We start from the raw sequence: 22,648 nt of genomic DNA, 5'->3' as shown, positions 1-22,648 counted from the left end.
GGAGGATCGAATATGAGCCAGGCAGTGGTTGCTAATAATAATGCAAGCACAGGTGTTGGAGCTATTCCCTATGATTTGGATGTTGTGAAGCTTTTCGCAATCGCAGCAACCATTTGGGGGGTCGTAGCTTTTGCCGCAGGTGTTTATATTGCATTTGAGCTGGCGTTTCCCGCTCTTAACTTTGACTTGGAATGGTTGTCATTCGGACGTTTACGTCCGTTGCACACAAGTGCAGCCATTTTCGCTTTCGGGGGGTCCGCGTTAATCGGTACTTCCCTTCTTGTCGTTCAAAAAACATGTCGCGCACCTTTGTGGGGTGGACGAGCTACTGGCCGTTTCATCTTCTGGGGATATCAATTCTTTATTGTTATGGCGGCTGTTGGTTACGTTACCGGCGTTACATCTGGTAAGGAATATGCGGAACCTGAATGGTATGTTGACCTTTGGTTGACCTTGGTATGGGTTGTTTATTTGACATCCTTCCTTGGTACATTGATGCGCCGTGAAGAAAAGCACATCTATGTTGCCAACTGGTTCTTCCTCGCTTTTATTGTAACCGTTGCCTTATTGCATGTGGTGAATAACCTAGCAGTTCCTGTATCTTTCTTTGGTTCAAAGTCCTATTCCCTATTTGCTGGTGTACAGGATGCTTTGACTCAGTGGTGGTATGGTCATAATGCAGTTGGTTTCTTCCTGACAGCGGGCTTCTTGGGGATGATGTATTACATTGTACCAAAGCAAGCTGAACGTCCGGTTTATTCTTATCGTTTGTCTATCATTCACTTCTGGGCATTGATTTTCTTATATATCTGGGCTGGTCCTCACCATTTGCATTACACAGCATTACCTGAATGGTCCCAAACACTTGGTATGGTTTTCTCTGTCATGTTATGGATGCCATCCTGGGGTGGTATGATTAACGGTTTGATGACTTTGTCCGGTGCGTGGGAAAAATTACGTACTGATCCAATCTTGCGTTTGATGGTTACATCCATTGCTTTCTACGGTATGTCTACATTTGAAGGCCCATTGATGTCTGTTCGTGCGGTTAACGCGTTAAGCCATTACACAGACTGGACTGTTGGTCACGTACATTCTGGCGCCTTGGGTTGGGTTGCGATGATTTCCTTCGGTGCTTTATATTATATGGTACCAGTATTGTGGAATCGTGAACGTCTATATTCCATCCGTCTTGTTTCTTACCATTTCTGGTTATCAACTGTTGGTATCTTGCTATACATCTGTGCGATGTGGGTAAGCGGTATCATGCAAGGTCTGATGTGGCGTTCTTATGATAGCTTGGGCTTCTTGCAATACAGTTTCGTTGAGACAGTGGAGGCAATGCATCCTTACTATGTAATTCGTGGTATCGGTGGGGTTCTCTTCCTGTTGGGCGGTATTTTAATGGCATATAACATTTTCCGTACAATCCGTGGTGACCTTCGTTCAGAAAAGCCATATGCAGCTGTTGCTGTAGCGGCTGAATAAGGAGGGCTTGATCAATGATTTTTAACCATAAAATTATCGAGAAAAACGCAGCAATTATGACTGTATGTATTTTGATTACAGTTGCAATTGGTGGTCTCGTAGAAGTGCTTCCATTGTTCACAATTGAAAGCACAATTGAGAAAGTAAAAGGTGTGCGTCCTTATTCACCTTTGGAACTTGCTGGGCGTAACATCTACATCCGTGAAGGTTGTTATAACTGTCACTCTCAACAAATTCGTCCGTTCCGTGATGAGGTTGAGCGTTATGGTCATTACAGTTTAGCGGCTGAATCTATGTATGATCACCCATTCCAATGGGGGTCTAAACGTACAGGTCCTGACTTGGCACGTGTTGGTGGTAAATATTCCAACAATTGGCATGTGCTTCATATGATCAATCCACGTGATGTTGTTCCAGAATCCATTATGCCTGGCTATCCATTTATGGCTGAGCGTGATCTGGATATGGACAATGCGGCGGATCATTTGACAGCATTGACATATACAGGTGTTCCATACACCGAAGAAATGATTGCTGAAGCACAAGCTGACTTGTTAGCGCAAGCTGATCCAGATGCGGATTGGGATGGTTTGTTGGCACGTTATCCAAAAGCTGTTGTAGGTGATTTTGATGGAGATCCAACTCGTTTGACTGAGTTAGATGCTTTGATCGCTTACATGCAAATGTTGGGTACGCTTGTTGATTTTACACAATATCAACCTGAAGACCTTGTTCAGTAAGGAGGTTTTCCAATGGATACTCTAGTAAAGTTAGCAAATGATTATTGGAATTTATGGCTTGGACTTTTGTTCATTGGCATCGTGATCGTAACTTTGTGGCCTTCTAAGAAGCGCGACAAAGAGATGAATGAAGCCGCCAATATTCCTTTAATGGAAGACGAACCTAACCATAGCAAAGGAGCGTGATCATGGCAGAGGAAAAGAAAATTGATCCCATTGCCGGTGTTGAAACCACTGGTCACGAATGGGACGGAATCGCGGAATTGAACAACCCGCTGCCACGTTGGTGGTTATGGGTGTTCTACGCATGTATTGCATATTCAATCGGTTACATGGTGGTTTATCCATCTATTCCGTTGGGTGACACATATTTCAGCGGCACAGTCGGTTATTCTGATCGGATAAATGTTGCTAAGGAAATTGCGGCTGCTAAAGACGCGAAAAAAGAATATCTGGATCGTATCGAAACATCCTCTTTGGAAGCAATTCGTAATGATGCTGATTTGTTAAGCTTCTCCGTCGTTGGTGGTGGCGCTGCATTTAAAGAAAACTGTGTGCCATGTCACGGTGGTGGCGGTGTTGGTGGTCCAGGTTATCCAAACCTAATCGATGATGATTGGTTATGGGGCGGTGATTTGGAAGCCATTCACGAAACCATTGTTCATGGTATTCGCTGGGATCAAGATGAAGATTCTCGTTATTCTGAAATGTCTGCATTTGGTACAGATGAACTTCTGGAACCAGCTCAGATTACAGAAGTAACAGATTATGTTCTAACGCTTTCCGGTCAGGAACCAACATCCGCGGCTTCAGCAAAAGCTGGTGCGACAATATTTGCAGATAACTGTGCATCTTGTCATGCGGTTGACGGATCTGGTGATCGTGAGCAAGGTGCACCAGCACTGAATGACCAAGTTTGGTTATATGGTAGTGATTTTGACTCTGTTAGAGCACAAATTCATCGACCACAACATGGTGTGATGCCAGCTTGGGGCGGACGCCTCGATGAAGCTACAATCAAAATGCTGACAGTTTATGTTCATGCACAGGGTGGTGGTGAGTAAATACCACCGTCGGTAAGTATTTACCGGCTTCATATCCAATGAAATGAGCCCTGTTCTCGAAGCCTTTCGAGGGCAGGGCCATTTTTTTTAACGGATTTAAGAAATGATCAGGAATCTAAATAATAAAACTAAAGCGGTATATGCACCCGCTGATAAAGCTGGTGCGGCCGTAGAGAAAGAAAAACCTGCTCCTCTATATGCGAAGCAGATCAAGATCCATCCCAAACGTGTATGGGGTGTATTTCGTAAATTAAAGTGGGTCGCAATGATTGCTCTATTGGGCTTTTATTATATTGCGCCTTGGTTCCGTTGGGACCGTGGTCCGGGTATACCTGATCAAGCATTATTAATCGATATTTCAGCACAGCGTGCCTATTTCCTTTGGATCGAGATTTGGCCACAGGAAGTTTATTATATAACCGGGATTTTGATCCTTGCCGCTCTAGGTTTGTTTCTTGCGACTGCACTATTTGGTCGTGTCTGGTGTGGCTTTGCTTGCCCACAAACCGTTTGGACTGACCTCTATGTATGGGTTGAACGTATTATTGAAGGGGACCGCGCTGCGCGTATTCGACTTGATAAGGCACCATATTCAAAAGACAAAATTTTTAAACGCGTGATTAAGCATTTTATCTGGTTGTATATCGCTTTGTTAACAGGTGGTGCCTGGATCATGTATTTTGTCGATGCACCGACCTTTATCAGTGATTTATTCTTTAAAGGTGAAATTACTGCTAATTCCTTGTTCTTTATTGGCATGTTTACGGTGACTACTTATTTACTAGCTGGTTTTGGTCGGGAACAAGTTTGTACATATATGTGCCCTTGGCCACGTATTCAGGGATCTATGACTGATGAAGATTCCATGATTGTGACATATGAGACATGGCGTGGTGAGCCGCGTGCAAAACCGGCGCGTGATGGCGATTACAGTGAACGTGGTCATTGTATTGACTGCGGTAACTGTGTGGTGGTTTGTCCTATGGGAATCGATATCCGCGATGGCAATCAGTTAGAATGTATTGGTTGTGGATTATGTATTGATGCCTGCGACAATATTATGGAGAAACTGAAACTGCCTAAAGGCTTGATTGCGTATGATTCTGTGAATAGGCAGATCGCACGTTCTGATGGGAAGGCCGTAAAACGTAAATTGGTACGTCCTAGAACTATTTTTTATGCAATTTTACTAACCTTGGTTACGGGAATAATTCTATATACCTTCGGCACACGTCAGCATCTTGAAGTGAATATTCTAAAGGATCGTCAGCCGGTATTTGTGACCTTGAAGGATGGATCTATTCGAAATGGATATGAAGTAAAAATATTAAATAAGACACAGCATCTTCGTAGCTTCCTATTGAATATCGAAGGGCTTCAAAATCCATCCATGAAGTTATCTGGTGCAACCGAACAAACAAGATCAATTGTGATCGAAGTACAACCTGATGACGTGAAAGCAGTGCATGTTTTTATTGCTGTACCAAGAGAAGAACTAAAATCTGATAAAACTGAAATCACATTCAGTTTTGTGGAAATGGACCCGGGTTATTCTGATGGAAGTCTGGATATCTTGAATGAACTTCGAGAGAACCAGAAACATCAGACAACCTTTAATGGACCCAAGAAATAAGCTATAAGTTTCATAACGAATTAAGGATAATAACAATGGTGGATAGCGTCATGAGTAATGATAACGAACCAAAGAAAAAGAAGAGTATTATTCCATATTACTTTTTTGCTTTTTTTGCGGTTGTCTTGGCTGCGAATGGCACGATGGTCTTTGTTGCTCTATCTACATGGACCGGTTTGGAGACCAAGAACCATTATCTGAAAGGCCTGTCTTATAACGACAATTTAGATGGGGCTGAGGCCATGCAAGCCTTAGGTTGGCAAAAAGACTTAAAACTTGTACCGATTGCCGGCTTCTTGGCAAAAGTTAGCTTGAATTTGAAAGACCATAATGGCGACGCTATTCGATTTGCTGATGTTCAAGTGACTGCTATTCGTCCAACCCATCATGGTTATGATCAGGTTGTGAAACTTCAGGAAACAACGCCGGGGCAGTATGAAGCTGCTCTGGAGTTTCCACTTCCTGGTCAGTGGGATATCCGTCAGGATATTCGTACAAATGATGCAGATTATCAGGAAGTGAATCGCTTTTTCGTAGATGAAGAAGGAATTCGTCAATAAATGTCTGAAATGATCGGTGGTGCCTGTTGCCCCGTTGTGACTATCGACGGACAAGACATCGATATTACAAGCCAAATACCAAGTGATTTAACCCCATTTGAGGAACGTGTGGATGAAACAGTAATCCGTATGCGTTTTTTGGTGGATGGTATTCATTGTGGTGCTTGTATCCAAACTATCGAAACGGCATTAAAACAACATGAAGGTATTAGATCTTCACGAGTTAATTTTTCAACCAATCGTCTGGTTGTTGAATGGGACGAAACACAGACAGATGTCTATGCGATCCTGACTGTACTTGCAAAAAAAGGATATCGTGGTGTTCCTTATAGTGCTGCGATGCTTGAAAAAGGAAAAGACGATCGCGATAAGGCATTGTTAAAAGCAATGGCTGTTGCGGGATTTGCGGCCTCAAATGTAATGCTGCTTTCCGTTTCTATCTGGTCAGGGCATTTTTCTGACATGGGGCCGCATACGCGTAGTTTAATGCATTGGCTATCTGCGCTTATTGCGATCCCTGCGATTATATATTCTGGCCGTGTGTTTTTTGATTCGGCAATCTCTGCCTTAAAGCAGGGACGTACCAATATGGATGTGCCAATTTCACTGGCTGTTGTCTTAGCAACGGGCATGAGTTTATCTGAGACCATGCGTGGCGCAGATCATGCTTATTTTGACTCTGCTATTACCTTAATGTTTTTCCTGTTGGTTGGGCGTTATCTGGACCATCGTGCACGTGGTAAAGCACGTGCGGTTGCAGAACATATGCTGTCTTTGAATGCGACTGCAGTCTCAGTTATTCAAGCTGATGGTGGTATTAAGGTTGTTACCCCTGATCAGGTTCAGGAGGGTGATCGCGTACTTGTTGCAGCTGGTGAACGTATTTCAGTGGACGGACGTATCGTTTCAGGTACTTCGGATGTTGATAGTAGTGTGATCACAGGTGAAAGCCTACCAGAAAGTATGACTATTGGTGATCGCGTTTTTGCCGGTAGTATGAATTTAGGACAACCTTTGACTTTAGAAGTTGTACAAGTTGGTGAATCCACTTTATTGGCAGAAATCTGTCGTTTAATGGAACATGCAGAACAACGTCGCGCAGATTATGTGACACTTGCAGATCGCATTGCAAAAGCTTATGCGCCAGTTGTTCATACATTGGCAGCTTTAACTTTCTTCGGTTGGACTTTGTTCTTTAACATGGACTGGCAGCAGGCATTGTTAACATCGGTTGCCGTGTTGATTATTACTTGCCCATGTGCGCTTGGTCTTGCGGTGCCTGTGGTTCAGGTGGTTGCAGCTGGTCGCTTGTTAAAAAATGGTGTGTTGCTTAAAACCGGGTCTGCTCTTGAACGCTTGGCAAAGATAGACCTAATTGTCTTTGATAAGACGGGAACTTTGACCGAAGGTAATCTTGAGCTTTTGAAACAAGATAGCTGGAATGATAAAGATTTGGCTATTGCAGCTGCAGCTGCCGGATTTAGCCGTCACCCATTAGCCAAAGCGTTACATAAAGCAGCAGGATCTATTGTTAAGCCTGTTGTTGAAGATGTGCGCGAAGAAACCGGATGTGGCTTGATTTGGGAAGGTGAGGGCGGCACATATCGTCTCGGATCACGGAAATGGTTAGAACTGGAAGAAGATGGCAATTCTGTAGGGCCAGAGTTATGGTTGCAGTATCCAAGCGGACGCACCGCTTGTTTTAATTTTTCTGATCAATTGCGTGAAGACGCAAAGGAAGTGGTCGGAAAACTGAAAAAGCAAGGATATGAAATTGTTTTGCTCTCAGGAGATCGCGAAAGCAATGTTTCCTTGGTGGCACAGCAACTAGGTATTAAGGACTGGAAGGCGTCTTGTAACCCAACAGAAAAGCTTAGATTCTTGGAAGAAAAACGTGCTGAAGGCCTTAATGTTGCGATGGTCGGGGATGGTTTGAATGATGCACCTGCACTAACAGCAGCAACAGTATCTTTATCTCCAAGCACTGCCGCTGACATTAGTCAAAACGCTGCAGATGTCGTTTTTCAAGGACGTTTATTGAAACCAGTATTTGAAGCTTTATATGTATCAAAGAAGAGCGATATTTTGGTTAAGCAAAACTTTGCTTTGGCTTTGGGATATAACATCTTTACAATCCCATTAGCAGTGATGGGATTTGTAACCCCGTTAATTGCATCTGTAGCAATGTCCAGCTCATCAATTGTCGTGATTGTAAACGCATTACGTTTGGGATGGACGATTTCAAAAGGTAAATCAGAAACATGAGTGGCTTACTCTATTTGATACCTATTGCGTTAGCTCTTGGCTTTTTAGGGCTTTTGGCATTTTTATGGACGTTAAAATCGGATCAGTATGATGATTTGGATGGCGCAGCACATCGTATTTTATTTGACGACGATGATCGGCCTTTAAAGAAAGATACGTCAGAGGAATAAAAAAGCCCGGGAAAATCCCGGGCTTTTTCTTGGAGATATTTGAAGTTAATCAAATAAAGCGTCAATTTCTGCCTGACTAATGCCTTGGCCTTCCATCTGTGGTCCTGCCAATAGATCTGCATCTGGATCTGCATCTTCGCCACTTTCATCTGCAGGAACTGGTAATTCGGAAAAGGCTTCAAACCCCCAAATATCAATCATTGAACGAATACGCTCTTCAACAAACTGCATTGTTGTGACAACTTTGGTGATACGCTGTCCGGTAATATCCTGGAAGTTACAGGCTTCCATAATTGCTGTTGTGTGAGATGCGATTTTATCTGACAAAGTCACAATATCTTCATCTTCATGGGCCAGAGCAGCAATTTGAGTTAATTCTTTTTCGATGCTTTCTGTTGCTTCCAAAATGTTGTTCGTGGCAGTTTCTGTTGCCATCACAATCGCATCGAGTTCAGAAGAAGCCTGCTCTAGGCGGTCATCTTCAGCACTTGGATGTTTAATTTGTGCTAATTCATTTTTTGCTTTTGCAATGGTACGCACCATTTGTGCGACTTCCAAACGAAGCTCCAGATCATGGCCTTCTTCCGGATCCATGAAATTCCCGTTATCTTCGCTAGGTATCGCATTTTCCATGCTGGACATTTCCATCAGTGATTTCATTTCAGCAACTTCTTCGCGAAGCTCTGAAATAGCACTAATGATTTCGTGTGCTGCACCGCCCCCAAAAGACGCAGCACTTGTATTTGGTGCTGCTGATAAGTCTACATGTCCTTTTTTTTCTACAGAATATACATCCCGTGGTTCATGCCCTGACATCATATTTCCCTCTTCATCTTCATCTGTTTTTTACAGGGTGAAAATCCATCTTTAACAGTATTTATATACCGAAGTTGAATAAGAGTCATCAATGAACGTGTGAAAGCTATATGAAATTTTCAATTTTTATAGATAGTTATAGCTTTCAGGCCTGAATTTATCTTAGTTTTTCTTAGGGTTGATCGCCTGAAATTGTGCTTTTGTCGATCGCATGATCCTTGCCGTCAGGACCTTTTTAGTATTTGCAAGACATTGACATTTAAAGGGGCAATCTCGTTCATCTGCACCACAATCTTCAATGGATCTAAGGATTACATTTGCGCCGGCAAAATCGCCTTTGGCAAGGCGAAATTCGGCTTTTCTAAGAAGCATTTCGCATGATTTTAACATTATTATACAGCCAATCTAGAGGACAAAAGTCATCTTAAGATATACTATACTATTTTAGAGGTTAAATTAAGGTTAAAATCTATTTAAAATTATATATATGTTTAATTAGAGCCTCTTAACAATTCGATTAGAATAACTCCAATATGAATTTAGTTTTTGATTCTCAACCTTTAGATGGAATAATCTATTTATGGTAAGGGAAAGAATATTGATTCTCACTTTTTTGTGAGCATAAGAAAAAGTTAATTTTCTTCCATAACGGATGGGGACGGAAGGGATTGTCCATTCTGAATACGATCTGCAACAGCATCACCCAAACAGGATTTGGCTTTTTCTAATGCAGCATCAAGGTTTTCCGCTTGTTCTTGTATTTCTGGTAAATCATCGAAACGGATTTGAAAGATACCATTCTCATCTTCCCAAATGCGTGCCGGATATTTGTAATTACCCACAAGTGCCATCTCATGCCTCCAGTTTTAATGAAACTAAATAATGGCTGAATCACCAGATCGCATCAAGTGAGATATTTAACGTCAATTTCTAGTTATCATACGAAAGATGCTAGGCTGCCATCTAAATGCCTCAATGTTATGTTTTTTCTCCGCGAATCTACGCTTTAAAATTATTGAGCCTTTCAATTTAGGCTTCTATAATATTAGTAGAGGTTTAAATAAAAGAATCTATTCTACTCATTTTGGGGAACAAATATTCAGATGCTTAAAGCTTCAAATTATTTACTTTTGTCATTAGCAATTGGTCTGGCAGGTTGTGCGGCAACAACTCAGGGTACTACATCTCAAGAAGTGGAAACTCCCAAAATTGTTGAGAAAAATTGTCCTATTCCTGCACCTGCACCAAAGCCGGAAATTATTGAGACCAAACAATGTGGGGATCTTGATACCTTACTTGAAGAGCAAGACGTTCTGTTAATTGGTGAAGCGGAACATGTGTATATTTTTGAAGCTGGTTTTTCAGGTGAAGCCCGTATTGATACAGGGGCAACAACCTCATCGATAGGAGCGGAAGCTATCAAACGTTATGAGAAAGACGGCGAAGATTGGGTAAAGTTTGATCTACGGGATCGTAAAACAGATAAGGTCACGACTATTCGCACTAAAATTGAACGTATTGCGGCCATCAAACAACATGGGCGTGATCCACTTGAACGTCCGGTTGTATTGCTGACCATGTCTTTAGGGGATCAGGTAATGAAGCGTGAATTTACGTTGGCCAGTCGGGATCATTATGAATATCCGATTTTGATTGGACGGAATGTATTACGCAATGCATTTTATGTGAATGTGGATGAAAAATTTATCCATATCCCCGTTAAAGAAATGAATTAGTTTCTTAAGGCTGCGATTATGGAAAAGAAGTTTCAATCCTATTTTATTATCCTTTTGCTTTGCATATTGGGATTAAGTGCAACCATATACAAAGTTGTAAGTTTAGATTTTCCGTTATTTCCCGGTGGACAAGCTGTATCCTGGACTGTGGAATCCAAGATCACCTTTGATGCGGATGGCGAAGAAGCCAAAGTCACCTATGCGAAGCCAATTTCGACTTCTCATTTACGGGTGATCTCTACCCATGCAGTTTCATCTGGCTATGGCTATGAAGAAAAAGACGGACAGGGCATTTGGACAAAAAGGCAGGCTGAAGGAGAGCAAAGCCTTTATTTTCAAGCGATTGTCCATCAACAAGAAGATGAAGATGCCACAATTAATTCTTTTTTTGCCAGTAAACCCAAAGGAAGCGTTCGGACTGCAAGATTGGATAGTTCTCAAAAAGCTGCGGCATCAGAAATTATTGATTTTGCCAAGCAAAGATCAACAGATGAACGTAGTCTTGTAACGCAGATGGTCAAAATTTTCCGTACGGAAACATTACCGGATAGTGTGGCTTATCTTCGCAAAAGTATTTCATCTGACAAAGATACTGTTGATCTTGCTAAAGAGATTTTGATTCTTGCAGGTATCCATGTGAAAGAAATCAGAGGCATATTCTTATCCAAAGGGCGGGAAAAAGAAAAAATCCGTTCCATTCTTGGCGTTTTCGTAGATGGAAAATGGGCGCCATTTGATGTGATAAGCGGAGAATTTGGTGTGCCAAGTAACTTCCTGCCTTTTGGTAATACATCTGATGGCGTATTGGTTGTGGAAGGGGGCGATAATTCCAAAGTAGAAGTCACATCTATTAGTGATAGCCGTTCTGCCCAAAGTCTTACGACGTATCATGCGCAAGTTGATAAAGATATCTTGGTAGATTTTTCCATTTATTCCCTGCCTGCAGAACAACAAAAAACCTTTAAGCTACTTCTATTGATGCCAATAGGGGCCTTGGTCGTGGTGTTCTTTAGGAATATTGTTGGCCTTAAAACTTCCGGCACCTTTATGCCAATTCTAATTGCGCTGACCTTTTTGCAAACGACCTTAACGGTTGGGTTGGCTTTATTCGTGATTGTTGTAGGGATTGGCTTGTTATTACGTTCTTACCTAACGCATTTGAACTTACTACTTGTCCCAAGAATTTCAGCGGTTTTGATCGTTGTTACTCTGATCTTTGCGATGATCAGTATTCTGGGCTTTAAGCTTGGGATGGAAAATAGTCTTGCGGTGACCTTCTTCCCGATGATCATTGTGAGTTGGACCATCGAACGCATGTCTGTTTTATGGGATGAATCAGGCGCAAAAGAAGTCTTCGTGCAAACTTTTGGCAGTTTATTCGTTGCCTCCATTGCCTATTTTATGATGAGCAGTGTCCTTATTAAACATTTAACCTTCCTATTCCCGGAATTGTTATTGGTGGTTTTGGCCGTGATTTTGTTGCTTGGGCAATATACAGGCTATCGCTTAAGCGAGCTGTATCGATTTAAGCCAATGGTGCATAGATGATTTTTAATATTGCAAATCCATTCTCCCTAAAGGCGCGAGGTGTTGTGGGGATGAATAAACGCAATATTGATTATATTGCCCGTAATAATCCAAGGCGGCTTTATCCGATTGTGGATGACAAATTAAAGACGAAACTGCAGGCAGAAGAATTTCAAATTCCATCCCCGAAATTGCTTGGGGTCATCGAATGTCAGAAACATGTAAGGCAACTCCCTGATTTTCTTCGCGAAATCGGGGCGGGATTCGTGATTAAGCCTGCCCGCGGCAGTGGCGGGAAGGGGATTTTAATTATCTCTCACCAAGAAGATGGCAAATTTTTCAAGACCAGTGGTAAAGAAGTGTCCGATGATGAGATCCAAAAACACGGATCAAATATTTTAAGCGGTCTTTATAGTTTAGGCGGCACGCCTGATGTAGGTGTGCTTGAAGAGCTTGTTGAATTTTCAGATATCTTTGATGGCTTTACCTATGAAGGTGTACCGGATGTTCGGATCATTTGTTATAAAGGTTATCCCGCATTTGCCATGACGCGACTCTCAACCGAAGTGTCTGATGGCAAAGCGAATCTACATCAAGGCGCGGTTGGTGTTGGTTTGGATATCGCAACTGGTAAAGCTTTGCGCGCGGTTCAATTTGATAAGGCCGTTACCCATCATCCTGATACAGGGACAGACCTTTCTGAGTTACAAGTTAGCAACTGGCCGGAAATCATTGAACTTGCCAGCCGCTGTTATGAAATGAGCCAACTTGGCTATCTTGGTGTAGATGTGATTTTGGACAAACATCGCGGACCCATGATCATTGAACTGAATGCCCGCCCGGGCCTTGCCATCCAAATCGCCCATGGCTTTGGGATGGGAAAGCGCATTGATCGAATTGAGGAATTATATACCCCGCGCCATGACTATAAAGAACGTGCGGAAATCGCAATGAAAGAACTTGCTGGGATAGAATAAGAAAAGGCGTTAGATAAAATCTAATGCCTTTCAAATTGGCTCTTGAGTATTGGTTAGCCGATTGCTCTAGCCCACTTATACGATGGATATTGGAATGTTCTAGACGGTGCTCGCTTAATTGTGATTGAATTCGTATAGCTAAATTCTAATACTGAAGTGCATGAACGAATCTTTTATAGAGAATAATTATGGAGGATTGGTGAAAATGAGTGATAGTAAGAATTTCTCGAAATATCAGTATATTAAATGGTCTTCATATGTTTCGAGACAAAAAAGAGAAGTTAAAGATTTACTAAAAGATTCTGAAAACAGTAAAGATATATTAGATGTTAGCTATATAGATCAATTAGCTAAACAGTGCGGTGCTATGGGGAGGCTTACTGCGAAACTTTATGTCGCTTATTATCTATTGCTTTTATTAATTTATTCTGCACTGACTAATCATTCGCTTGATGTGGAGTTTTTTGGATTCGCAATTGATAAGGTATATGAAAATAAAGGAATAATTATTTTTTTAGTTTCTATACTGAGTATTATTACAACCGTTATCAGTAATGAGCATCAATATTTAAATCTTATTTTGGAAGTGATTACTAATCATAAACATCCAAGCCTTGTCGCAAGGATGATACGTAGATCAAAAGTATTTAGTTTAGCTGATAATTTTGTGGGACCTTATATAGGTAGTAATCCTCATCCAATTAGATTTACTATTGTTGTATTTTATTGTCTTATAGTATTTTTCTCAATTCTGTTATTGTCGTTTTTACCGATTCTTTTTTTTATAGAGGTGGTTATTGATATTATAACTGTTCCTTTGGAGAATGAGTTTTATCATATTTTAGTGTTAGTTTTAGTTGGGCTTGCGGCATGTGTACATGTAACAGAAATATTAAAGTACATACCAACTCCTGAGTATGATTTTGATGCCCTAAAGGAGTTTTCAAAACTTAAGGAACAAGATGAGAATGCATTTAGCAAGGTCGTGTCTTTCTCCATAAAAAAAGAACGACGGTGGCGGCAAGTGGTTATATCTACAGTCTTTGTTTCTTCTGCGAGTCTTTGCTTGATTTTAAATGATAACGCTTTTCCTCTTCATGACGTCTCAAATTTATCGTTTTCTTTAGTTATTGTATTGTTGGCTATAGTTTCTTTTTTTGCATGGTATGTCTTTATAGCATCTTCCACGTTTCATTTATGGAGCTCGAAGATGTTTGTATATTTTCATGACCAAAAGATTTTATCGCCAGCTAATTCTATTAGAATTCATAAGTTGATGAGTTTTGCTATAATTTTTATCATTCCCGTATTTGTGACGGTTTCAATATTTTATCAGTAAGTATAAACTTTGAATGAGTTGAGAAAAAAACAAAAAAGGCGTTAGATAAAATCTAACGCCTTTTAAATTGGCTCCTGAGCAGGGATTCGAACCCCGGACCGATCGGTTAACAGCCGATTGCTCTACCGCTGAGCTACTCAGGATCAGTATGTTTTGTTTGTGTCGTAGGGTGTGTTCCCTGCCGACGGACGGGTATATAACAACTCATTATGGGGTCTGCAATAGTGTTTTTTCATTCAGTTGCATTTTTTTTACATTTTCTTGAAATTAATTCCGAAGATCCGCAGTTTTCCTTATGTGTAAGCATATGAAAAAATGAAAGAAAAATGGCATAAGCCTAACTTAATACCTCATAGTCATCGAATTTGATCGGTAATCCGGCTCATTTTCATGAATCGTGATTCACATGCACAGGAAGAGGGACGTAAATTTAAAGAATATGGATAACGAAGAGCTATCTCATCGAATGTATTAAAAGGTATACAGGATATATTTGGAAAATAAATGGAGGCGCGGACCGGAATCGAACCGGTGTACACGGATTTGCAATCCGCTGCGTCACCACTCCGCCACCGCGCCTTCATAGGCAAAACTTCATCTGAACCAAGTGGTAGTCTTCTAAAAGAAGCAGGTTCGAAGTTGACTTCTAGATCGAAGTCATTTGCTGGAAGGTCATATACTTGTGTGGAGACGGTGGGTCAAGGGAGTTTCCACATGAAAGTGAAACTTTTCTGAAAAAAAAGCGATTTGTAGATCGTGAATTACACTAACATATGGTTGAAAGAAGCTATCTATCGCTTTATAAAGCAGAAAGATTAAAAAACGCGTTTTAAACCGATCAGGGTTTCGGAGAATTTCTATGGATTACGCTGCTGCACGTTTCAACATGGTTGAAGGTCAACTTCGTACAAATAAAATCACAGACGAAGGTGTGTTGGAAGCAATGCGTGGTTTGCCACGTGAAGAATTTGTACCAACACAGAATCGCCATCTTGCCTATATTGATGAAGACTTGGAAATCGCCAATGATCGCTTCTTGATGGAGCCGATGATCGCAGCGCGTTTGGTTCAGCTGACACAAATCCAGGAAAAAGATACTGTCTTGGTTGTTGGGGCTGGTTATATGGCAGCGGTTGCAGGTTGTATGGCGGAAACAGTTTTTGCGGTTGAATCTGACAAGGAACTTGCAGAAAGCACAGGCAAAACATTAACGGACCTTGCTATGGATAATGTGGTTGTTCTGGATGGTGCTTTGACTGATGGCTTAGCTAAGCAAGGGCCTTATAATGTAATCTTGTTTGACGGATCTGTGGAAGAGGTACCGGCAGAGATTTTAGCGCAGTTGGCAGAAGGTGGTCGTTTGGCAGTTGTGCTTGCAGATTCTGCGAGTGAAACAAATGGCGTCGCACATTTATATGTGAAAGCAAATGGTGTGGCGTCTTCCAAAGCTATTTTTGATGCGAATGTTCAACCATTGCCGGGCTTTGCAAGGGAAAAAGGTTTCGTATTCTAAAATATCTGAATATTGGAATTAAAGTTAAAAGGCCAATGTTTGATGCATTGGCCTTTAGTTTTTAAATAAAAAAAAGAGTTATTTTACTTTTTACATCTTTTTATTATGATCTAAATGACTACATATGTCGTGGATTGCGTATGTTCTAGAAAATATTGGGGTTTACTATTGTGAATATTAAAGCTTTCTTGAAATTGGGTGTGGCTGCTGCCGGATTGGCAACTGCGACTTTATCTTCGAGTGCGGCCTGGTCTGCATCTTTGGAAGAGGCGCTATTAGCCGCCTATGATAATAACCCTACGTTACTTGCGCAGCGTGCTTCCTTACGTGTGACCAATGAAGGTGTGGCACAAGCTGTATCTGGCTGGCGCCCGACTGTCACAGGTACAGGGTCCTTAGGGGCAATTAATTCTGATACAGATAATAATGGTGTTGATACAGATAGTGATCGTTCATTCTATTCTGCGGCCTTATCTGTTACTCAAAACCTTTATGCAGGCGGTGGTACCGAAGCTGGTATCGCCTCTGCCGAAGCAAATGTGTTATCTGCACGTGCTTCTTTGGCCGCGACAGAGCAATCTATCTTGCTTGAAGCTGCAACAGCCTATCTTGATGTATTGCGTGATATTGCTGTTCTGGATTTGAACCAACAAAATGAAAAACGCCTACAAAAACAACTTGAGGCAACACAAGATCGTTTTGATGTGGGTGAGGTAACACGCACAGACGTTGCACAAGCTGAATCGCGTTTGTCTCGCGCACGCGCAGATACAATTTCTGCCGCAGGTTCTTTGGAAACAAGCAAGGCCAGTTATGAGCAAATCGTGGGTGAGCCGATTGACGGTCAGATGGCGACCCCTGTTTTAAACCTTGGTTTGCCATTAAGCCGTGATGAAGCAATTACTTTATCTTCTGATAAAAACCCGTTAGTGGTTGCTGCACGTCATTCTTATGATGCGTCGGTTTTGGATGTAGATTCTGCTGAGGCATCTCTGTATCCTTCTTTGGATTTGGTCGGTGCGACAAATTATAACAATGATGTGTCTGGTGAAGATTTAACAACCAAAGATGCGTCTATTCGTTTGAATCTTTCCGTGCCGATTTATCAGCAAGGTTTGGTAAGCTCGCAAGTTCGTCAGGCTAAAGAATCTGCTTCGCTTGCGCGTGTACAAATTGAAGAGCAGCGCCGTAGTGTGATTGAGACAGCAACGTCTTCCTGGGAAAACTTAAAAACCACCCGCGCACAAATTGAAGCGCAACAAGATGAAGTTCGTGCAACAACCATCGCTTTTGAAGGTGTTGAGCAAGAAGCAATTGTTGGTTCTCGTACAGTATTGGATGTATTGGACGCGGAGCAAGAATTGTTAGATGCAAAAGTAAGTCTTGTACGTTCCCAACGTGATGAGAATGTTGCTCAGTTTGCACTACTTGCGGCAATTGGTGGGTTGACTATGTCTGAGCTTGGTTTGGGTGCAGATATTTATGATGCGACCGCTCATTATGATGAAGTTCATGATAAATGGTGGGGTATTGGCCCTGATATTGAAAAGGATGCACCTGCTGAATAAGTAAGTGGTAAATTCTATTCTTTTCAGTAAGTAAAACTGAATAAAACCAAGTAAGGGAAAGTGTAAATACAGCACTTTCCCTTATTTTTTTAATAAATTGTAAGAAATCGCTAAACAAATCAGTTTTACTTTGCTAGAATCCCGATGTTATAGTATGTGAAGAAATATATCTTTATATTCAAGGGGAAAGCTAAATGTTTGGCATGGTAATTGCTTTGGCTTTTGGTCGGAGTCTGAAAGAATTCAGAATTTCCTACGAAGTATAAAGAAGTAATTGATTTGCCGGACAAAGGGCTGGGTACAAATGAGCGATAACGAAGAACAACCCTCAATGGAAGAAATTCTGGCGTCTATCCGTAAGATTATCTCGGAAGATCCAGAAGAGCCTGAAGTAGTGGAAGAACCCGCTGCTGAAGAGCCTGAGCCAAAGCCAGAACCGGAACCAGAGCCAGAACCAATGCCTGAGCCAGAACCGGAACCAGAGCCAATGCCAGAACCGGAGCCTGAGCCGGAACCAGAACCAGTCATGGAGATGGAACCGGAGCCAGAGCCTGAACCCGTCATGGAAATGGAGCCGGAACCAGAACCTGAGCCGGAACCAGAACCACTTGAGCTTATGGAAGAGTATGAAGAATACGAAGAAGAGGAGCCTTTGGAACTCATGGAAGAGTATGAAGAAGAGCCTCTTGTTCTAGAGGATGAGCGAATTATCTCTAATTATACGGAAGAAGTTGGGGTTGCATCGCTTGCGCATCTTGAAAATTCCATTCGAATGGGGCATTCAGGGGAAACACTGGAAGAAATTGTAAAAGGTCTTTTACGTCCAATGCTGAAAGTTTGGCTGGACGAGAACCTGCCTGAGATGGTAGAGCGCATGGTTCAAAGAGAAATTGACCGTATGGCTTCCGGTGCACGTCGAGTCTCCGATAGAGACGACTACTGATTTTGCACCGTTGAGAGTTAGCACGCCCCGCTGGGAGTTCTCTTAGCGGGGCGTTTTGTATTTGTAATTGATTAATTGGATTGAAGGCCAAAATGCTGGATAAAACATACGAACCTGCGACGGCAGAGGATAAACATTACGCCAAATGGGAACAGACTGGCAGTTTTAAACATGGACAGAATACATCCGAAGATGCATTCACCATCGTCATCCCGCCACCAAATGTCACAGGTAGTCTGCATATGGGCCATGCGTTGAACAACACATTACAAGATGTGATGATCCGCCATAAGCGTATGCAGGGACTTGATGTGCTTTGGCAACCAGGTACTGACCATGCGGGTATTGCAACGCAAATGGTTGTGGAACGTAAGCTTGGCGCGGAAGGCATCAAACGTCGTGATTTGGGACGTGAGAAATTCCTTGAAAAAGTATGGGAATGGAAAGACGAATCTGGCGGTACAATCATTAATCAGTTACGCCGTCTTGGTGCATCTTGTGATTGGAGCCGTGAGCGTTTCACCATGGATGAAGGTTTAAGTGCTGCCGTATTGGATGTATTTGTACGTCTTCATAAAGAAGGTTTGATTTATAAAGACAAGCGTCTCGTGAACTGGGATCCTGCCTTTGAGACTGCGATTTCTGATCTGGAAGTAATCCAGAAAGAAGTGCAGGGCAATATGTGGCACTTCAAATATCCTGTAGAGGGTGAAGACGGTGTATTCCTGACTGTCGCAACAACACGTCCGGAAACCATGTTGGGTGACTCCGGTGTTGCTGTTCATCCAGAAGATGAGCGTTATAAGCATTTGATCGGTAAAAACTGTATCCATCCTTTGACAGGCTTTAAGCTTAAAATTGTTGGTGATGATTATGCAGATCCAGAACAAGGTACTGGTGCGGTGAAAATGACGCCTGCTCATGACTTTAACGATTTCGAAGTGGGCCGTCGTCATAACCTTGAAATGATCAACGTGATGACACCAACTGCGCATATGAATGATGACGTGCCAGAAAAATACCGTGGCATGGATCGTTTTGAATGCCGTGACGCTGTTATCGCAGATATGGATGAGCTTGGTTTCTATGCAGGTAAAGAAGATCACGTGCATATGGTGCCTTATGGGGACCGTGGTGGTGTGCCGATTGAGCCTTATTTGACAGATCAATGGTTCGTTGATGCGAAAACCTTGGCGGAACCAGCAATTAAATCCGTTGAAGAAGGGCGAACAAAATTCGTTCCTGAAAACTGGACAAAGACATATTACGAATGGATGCGTAACATCCAGCCTTGGTGTATTTCCCGTCAGCTTTGGTGGGGGCACCAAATCCCGGCATGGTATGGCCCAGATGGTGAAACATTTGTTGAGAAAACAGAAGCAGAAGCTATTGCTGCTGCGGAAAAACATTACGGTAAGACAGTTGAGCTTACCCGTGATGAAGACGTTTTAGATACGTGGTTCTCTTCCGCGCTTTGGCCTTTCTCCACATTGGGTTGGCCAAATGATACGCCGGAATTGGTGGCAAAGCATTATCCAACAGATGTGTTGGTAACGGGGTTTGACATTATCTTCTTCTGGGTTGCCCGTATGATGATGATGGGCTTGAAGTTTATGGATACCGAACCATTCCATACTGTTTACGTTCACGCGCTTGTACGTGACGAACATGGCCAGAAGATGTCTAAATCCAAAGGCAACGTGATCGATCCGTTGGAATTGGTGGAACAATATGGTGCAGATGCGCTTCGTTTCACATTGACATCTATGGCAGCACCGGGCCGTGACATTAAGTTGGCGACTTCCCGCGTAGAAGGGTATCGTAACTTTACTACCAAGCTTTGGAATGCAGCACGTTTCTGTGAAATGAATGAATGCGTTGTAACCAACGATTTTGATCCAAAGGATGCGAAAGCAACTGTAAACCGTTGGATCGTAGGTGAGGTGGCAAAGACTCGTATCGAAATCGACCGTGCTCTTTCTTCTTATCGATTTAACGATGCAGCAAGCGTTGTTTATCAATTCGTATGGGGCACTTTCTGTGACTGGTATCTGGAATTAGCGAAACCGTTGCTAAACAGTGATGATGAAGCTGCAAAAGCAGAAACTCGCAAAGTTGCGGGTTGGGCTTTGGCACAAATCCTAAAACTAATGCATCCATTCACCCCATTTGTGACGGAAGAGATTTGGGAAAAATTAGGCGATAAGCCTGAAGAACTTTTGATTACGTCTGAATGGCCACAATATGGCGAAGACTTGATCAACGAAGATGTTGTGAAAGAAATGGAATGGGTGATCGGTATGATCACAGGTATCCGTTCTGTACGCTCAGAAATGAATGTACCGCCATCTGCACAAGTACCAATGATCTTGAATGGCGCATCTGATCAAGCTAAAGGTTGGCTGGAGACACATTGGGTATTGTTGAGCCGTCTTGCACGCGTCTCTGAATCTTCTGTCGATGCAGAAGCGCCAAAAGGTGCGCTCGAAATGGTTCATGACGGCGCAACAGTTGCCTTGCCGATTGCTGATGTGATTGACCTTGGCCAGGAAAAAACACGTCTTGAAAAGGCAATTAAAAAGGTTGAAGGGGAATTGAAGAAAATCTCTGGTAAATTGTCTAATGAGAAATTCTTGGCAAATGCCCCGGAAGCTGTTGTTGAAGAAAACAAAGCTCGTTTGGCGGCTGAACAAGATGCTTGTGACAAGTTAAAAGCTTCTTTGGAGAAAATCGTCGCGGCGATGTAATTTCTTTTAAAAGAAAATCTATCAAAGGCGTTATAGATTAATTTCTATAACGCCTTTTTCTTTTCTATTGAAAAATAACAAAAATATCTAAAAAACGTATTTTGTTAACTTTTATGTCGCAAATTTGATTAAAGTGGGCGCAAATTGTCGCAGAGCTTCGGGCGAGCTCCATTAGCGTAAGCGTCAGTTAACGAGATAATTCATTCAAGTAATAGCGCGCTTTACTAACGATAACCTATTGATAATTAGGAAGGATTCCTTATGTCTGATGATATGGCTCGCCTTGTAAAGTGGCATAATGGTGAAAAAGAATATTCCCCTTTTTCCGATGCAGAAATGGAACGTCGTCAAAATGATGTTCGTAAATGGATGTCTGAAAATGATGTAGATGCTTGTCTGTTCACATCTTACCATTGCGTCAATTATTATTCTGGTTTCACGTATTGTTACTTTGGTCGTAAATACGGCTTTGTTGTGGATCAAAATAACGCGACATCTATTTCCGCAGGTATCGACGGCGGCCAACCATGGCGTCGTACATTTGGTGACAATATTACCTATACTGACTGGCGCAAAGACAATTTCTTCTATGCGGTGCAAGGCCTTGTAAAAGGTGCTAAACGTATTGGTATTGAATATGACCATGTACATCTTGATTACTTACAGCAGTTAAAAGATGCATTACCAGGTGTTGAATTTGTTGATGTTGGTCAGCCATCCATGTGGATGCGCTCTATCAAATCTGCAGAAGAAATTAAACATATCAAAGAAGGTGCACGAGTTGCAGATGTTGGTGGTTTCGCTTGTGCAAAAGCAGTCGCAGCTGGCGTGCCAGAACATGAGGTTGCCATCGCAACAACCAATGCTATGATCCGTGAAATAGCAGGTAGTTTCCCATCTGTTGAATTGATGGATACTTGGACATGGTTCCAATCCGGCATCAATACAGATGGCGCGCATAACCCGGTTACAAATAAAAAGATCGAATCCGGTGATATTCTAAGCTTGAATACATTCCCGATGATCTTTGGTTATTATACCGCGTTGGAGCGCACGCTATTCTGTGACTACGTATCTGATGCGCATTTGGATCTTTGGGAAAAGAACGTAAAAGTGCATGAACGTGGTTTGGAATTGATCAAGCCTGGTGCAAAATGTTCTGAAATCGCAGCTGAGCTTAACGAAATGTATCGTGAGTGGGATTTGCTTCAATATCGCTCCTTCGGTTATGGACATTCTTTTGGTGTGTTAAGCCATTATTATGGTCGTGAGGCAGGTGTGGAGCTTCGTGAAGACATCGATACTGTTCTGGAACCGAATATGGTTGTTTCAATGGAGCCAATGATCATGATCCCGGAAGGTAATCCGGGTGCGGGTGGTTACCGTGAACATGACATTCTGGTTGTGGGCGAAGATGGTGCAGAAAACATCACCAAATTCCCATTCGGTCCGGAACATAATATTATTAAAAACTAAGAATAAAAACCAAGACCCATCTAAGAGGTCGCAGGAAGCAAAAAGCCCGAGAAGAAATTCTCGGGCTTTTCGTATTATATACCTAA

19 protein-coding genes and 2 tRNA genes are annotated in these 22,648 nt (G+C 42.1%); 17 read left to right on the top strand and 4 right to left on the bottom strand.

What is annotated here, in order from left to right; genetic code table 11:
• Positions 1 to 12 precede the first annotated feature (12 nt).
• The 8 genes from ccoN (at position 13) to ccoS (ending at position 7,920) form a co-directional block, all read left to right on the top strand.
• Complete coding sequence (gene ccoN / locus ACOQOA_RS04475; protein ID WP_155153469.1) at positions 13 to 1,488, top strand: cytochrome-c oxidase, cbb3-type subunit I; 1,476 nt, start codon at positions 13 to 15, stop codon at positions 1,486 to 1,488.
• 14 nt (positions 1,489 to 1,502) lie between these two features.
• Positions 1,503 to 2,228 carry a cytochrome-c oxidase, cbb3-type subunit II gene (gene ccoO, locus ACOQOA_RS04470; RefSeq protein WP_420547449.1) on the top strand — a complete coding sequence of 242 codons (726 nt, stop codon included), beginning with the start codon at positions 1,503 to 1,505 and terminating at the stop codon, positions 2,226 to 2,228.
• A gap of 12 nt (positions 2,229 to 2,240) precedes the next feature.
• The gene (locus ACOQOA_RS04465; protein ID WP_420547448.1) at positions 2,241 to 2,414 is read left to right on the top strand and encodes a cbb3-type cytochrome c oxidase subunit 3; all 174 of its coding nucleotides are present in this window, start codon (positions 2,241 to 2,243) and stop codon (positions 2,412 to 2,414) included.
• 2 nt (positions 2,415 to 2,416) lie between these two features.
• Positions 2,417 to 3,292 carry a cytochrome-c oxidase, cbb3-type subunit III gene (gene ccoP, locus ACOQOA_RS04460; protein ID WP_155153466.1) on the top strand — a complete coding sequence of 292 codons (876 nt, stop codon included), beginning with the start codon at positions 2,417 to 2,419 and terminating at the stop codon, positions 3,290 to 3,292.
• Between the two features lie 103 nt (positions 3,293 to 3,395).
• Entirely contained in the window at positions 3,396 to 4,925 is a 1,530-nt protein-coding gene (gene ccoG, locus ACOQOA_RS04455; RefSeq protein ID WP_420547447.1) for a cytochrome c oxidase accessory protein CcoG, read from the top strand.
• A gap of 50 nt (positions 4,926 to 4,975) precedes the next feature.
• A complete protein-coding gene (locus tag ACOQOA_RS04450) occupies positions 4,976 to 5,485 on the top strand; it encodes a FixH family protein (RefSeq protein WP_420547446.1) in 510 nt (169 codons plus the stop codon).
• On the top strand, positions 5,486 to 7,750 hold the full coding sequence (locus tag ACOQOA_RS04445; RefSeq protein WP_420547445.1) for a heavy metal translocating P-type ATPase: 2,265 nt from the start codon (positions 5,486 to 5,488) through the stop codon (positions 7,748 to 7,750).
• On the top strand, positions 7,747 to 7,920 hold the full coding sequence (gene ccoS / locus ACOQOA_RS04440) for a cbb3-type cytochrome oxidase assembly protein CcoS (RefSeq protein ID WP_420547444.1): 174 nt from the start codon (positions 7,747 to 7,749) through the stop codon (positions 7,918 to 7,920). The genes ACOQOA_RS04445 and ccoS overlap by 4 nt, the downstream gene beginning before the upstream one ends.
• Positions 7,921 to 7,965: 45 nt before the next feature.
• On the opposite strand, the gene ACOQOA_RS04435 is transcribed toward ccoS, so the two are convergent.
• Positions 7,966 to 8,739, bottom strand: coding sequence for a protein phosphatase CheZ (locus tag ACOQOA_RS04435; RefSeq protein ID WP_420547443.1), 774 nt, complete (start codon positions 8,737 to 8,739; stop codon positions 7,966 to 7,968).
• A 629-nt stretch (positions 8,740 to 9,368) separates the two neighbouring features.
• On the bottom strand, positions 9,369 to 9,587 hold the full coding sequence (locus tag ACOQOA_RS04430; protein WP_420547442.1) for a type II toxin-antitoxin system HicB family antitoxin: 219 nt from the start codon (positions 9,585 to 9,587) through the stop codon (positions 9,369 to 9,371).
• Positions 9,588 to 9,839: 252 nt separating this feature from the next.
• Between ACOQOA_RS04430 and ACOQOA_RS04425 the strand changes: the two genes are divergently transcribed.
• The 4 genes from ACOQOA_RS04425 (at position 9,840) to ACOQOA_RS04410 (ending at position 14,315) form a co-directional block, all read left to right on the top strand.
• The gene (locus ACOQOA_RS04425; protein WP_420547441.1) at positions 9,840 to 10,472 is read left to right on the top strand and encodes an ATP-dependent zinc protease; all 633 of its coding nucleotides are present in this window, start codon (positions 9,840 to 9,842) and stop codon (positions 10,470 to 10,472) included.
• A gap of 18 nt (positions 10,473 to 10,490) precedes the next feature.
• The gene (locus ACOQOA_RS04420; RefSeq protein ID WP_420547440.1) at positions 10,491 to 12,020 is read left to right on the top strand and encodes a UUP1 family membrane protein; all 1,530 of its coding nucleotides are present in this window, start codon (positions 10,491 to 10,493) and stop codon (positions 12,018 to 12,020) included.
• On the top strand, positions 12,017 to 12,976 hold the full coding sequence (locus ACOQOA_RS04415) for an alpha-L-glutamate ligase-like protein (protein WP_420547439.1): 960 nt from the start codon (positions 12,017 to 12,019) through the stop codon (positions 12,974 to 12,976). Before ACOQOA_RS04420 ends, ACOQOA_RS04415 begins: the two co-directional genes overlap by 4 nt.
• Before the next feature lie 205 nt (positions 12,977 to 13,181).
• Entirely contained in the window at positions 13,182 to 14,315 is a 1,134-nt protein-coding gene (locus ACOQOA_RS04410; protein ID WP_420547438.1) for a hypothetical protein, read from the top strand.
• Between the two features lie 68 nt (positions 14,316 to 14,383).
• Here ACOQOA_RS04410 and ACOQOA_RS04405 read toward each other — a convergent pair.
• Together ACOQOA_RS04405 and ACOQOA_RS04400 are read right to left on the bottom strand one after the other, a co-directional pair.
• Positions 14,384 to 14,458, bottom strand: a tRNA-Asn gene (locus tag ACOQOA_RS04405).
• Positions 14,459 to 14,820: 362 nt separating this feature from the next.
• Positions 14,821 to 14,894, bottom strand: a tRNA-Cys gene (locus ACOQOA_RS04400).
• Between the two features lie 280 nt (positions 14,895 to 15,174).
• On the opposite strand from ACOQOA_RS04400, the gene ACOQOA_RS04395 reads away from it, so the two are divergent.
• The 5 genes from ACOQOA_RS04395 (at position 15,175) to ACOQOA_RS04375 (ending at position 22,562) form a co-directional block, all read left to right on the top strand.
• Entirely contained in the window at positions 15,175 to 15,828 is a 654-nt protein-coding gene (locus ACOQOA_RS04395) for a protein-L-isoaspartate O-methyltransferase family protein (protein ID WP_420547437.1), read from the top strand.
• A 170-nt stretch (positions 15,829 to 15,998) separates the two neighbouring features.
• On the top strand, positions 15,999 to 17,396 hold the full coding sequence (locus ACOQOA_RS04390) for a TolC family outer membrane protein (protein ID WP_420547436.1): 1,398 nt from the start codon (positions 15,999 to 16,001) through the stop codon (positions 17,394 to 17,396).
• A gap of 304 nt (positions 17,397 to 17,700) precedes the next feature.
• Positions 17,701 to 18,339 (top strand): PopZ family protein, encoded by a 639-nt coding sequence (locus ACOQOA_RS04385; RefSeq protein WP_420547435.1) that lies wholly within the window; start codon positions 17,701 to 17,703, stop codon positions 18,337 to 18,339.
• A 92-nt stretch (positions 18,340 to 18,431) separates the two neighbouring features.
• The gene (locus tag ACOQOA_RS04380) at positions 18,432 to 21,086 is read left to right on the top strand and encodes a valine--tRNA ligase (RefSeq protein ID WP_420547434.1); all 2,655 of its coding nucleotides are present in this window, start codon (positions 18,432 to 18,434) and stop codon (positions 21,084 to 21,086) included.
• A 261-nt stretch (positions 21,087 to 21,347) separates the two neighbouring features.
• On the top strand, positions 21,348 to 22,562 hold the full coding sequence (locus ACOQOA_RS04375) for a M24 family metallopeptidase (RefSeq protein WP_420547433.1): 1,215 nt from the start codon (positions 21,348 to 21,350) through the stop codon (positions 22,560 to 22,562).
• Positions 22,563 to 22,648 lie beyond the last annotated feature (86 nt).

The organism is Curvivirga sp. (assembly GCF_965219885.1).
Lineage (GTDB): Bacteria > Pseudomonadota > Alphaproteobacteria > UBA8366 > Aestuariispiraceae > Curvivirga.
The sequence above is the reverse complement of the archived record's forward strand: the minus strand, read 5'-3'. Positions and strand labels throughout refer to the sequence as shown.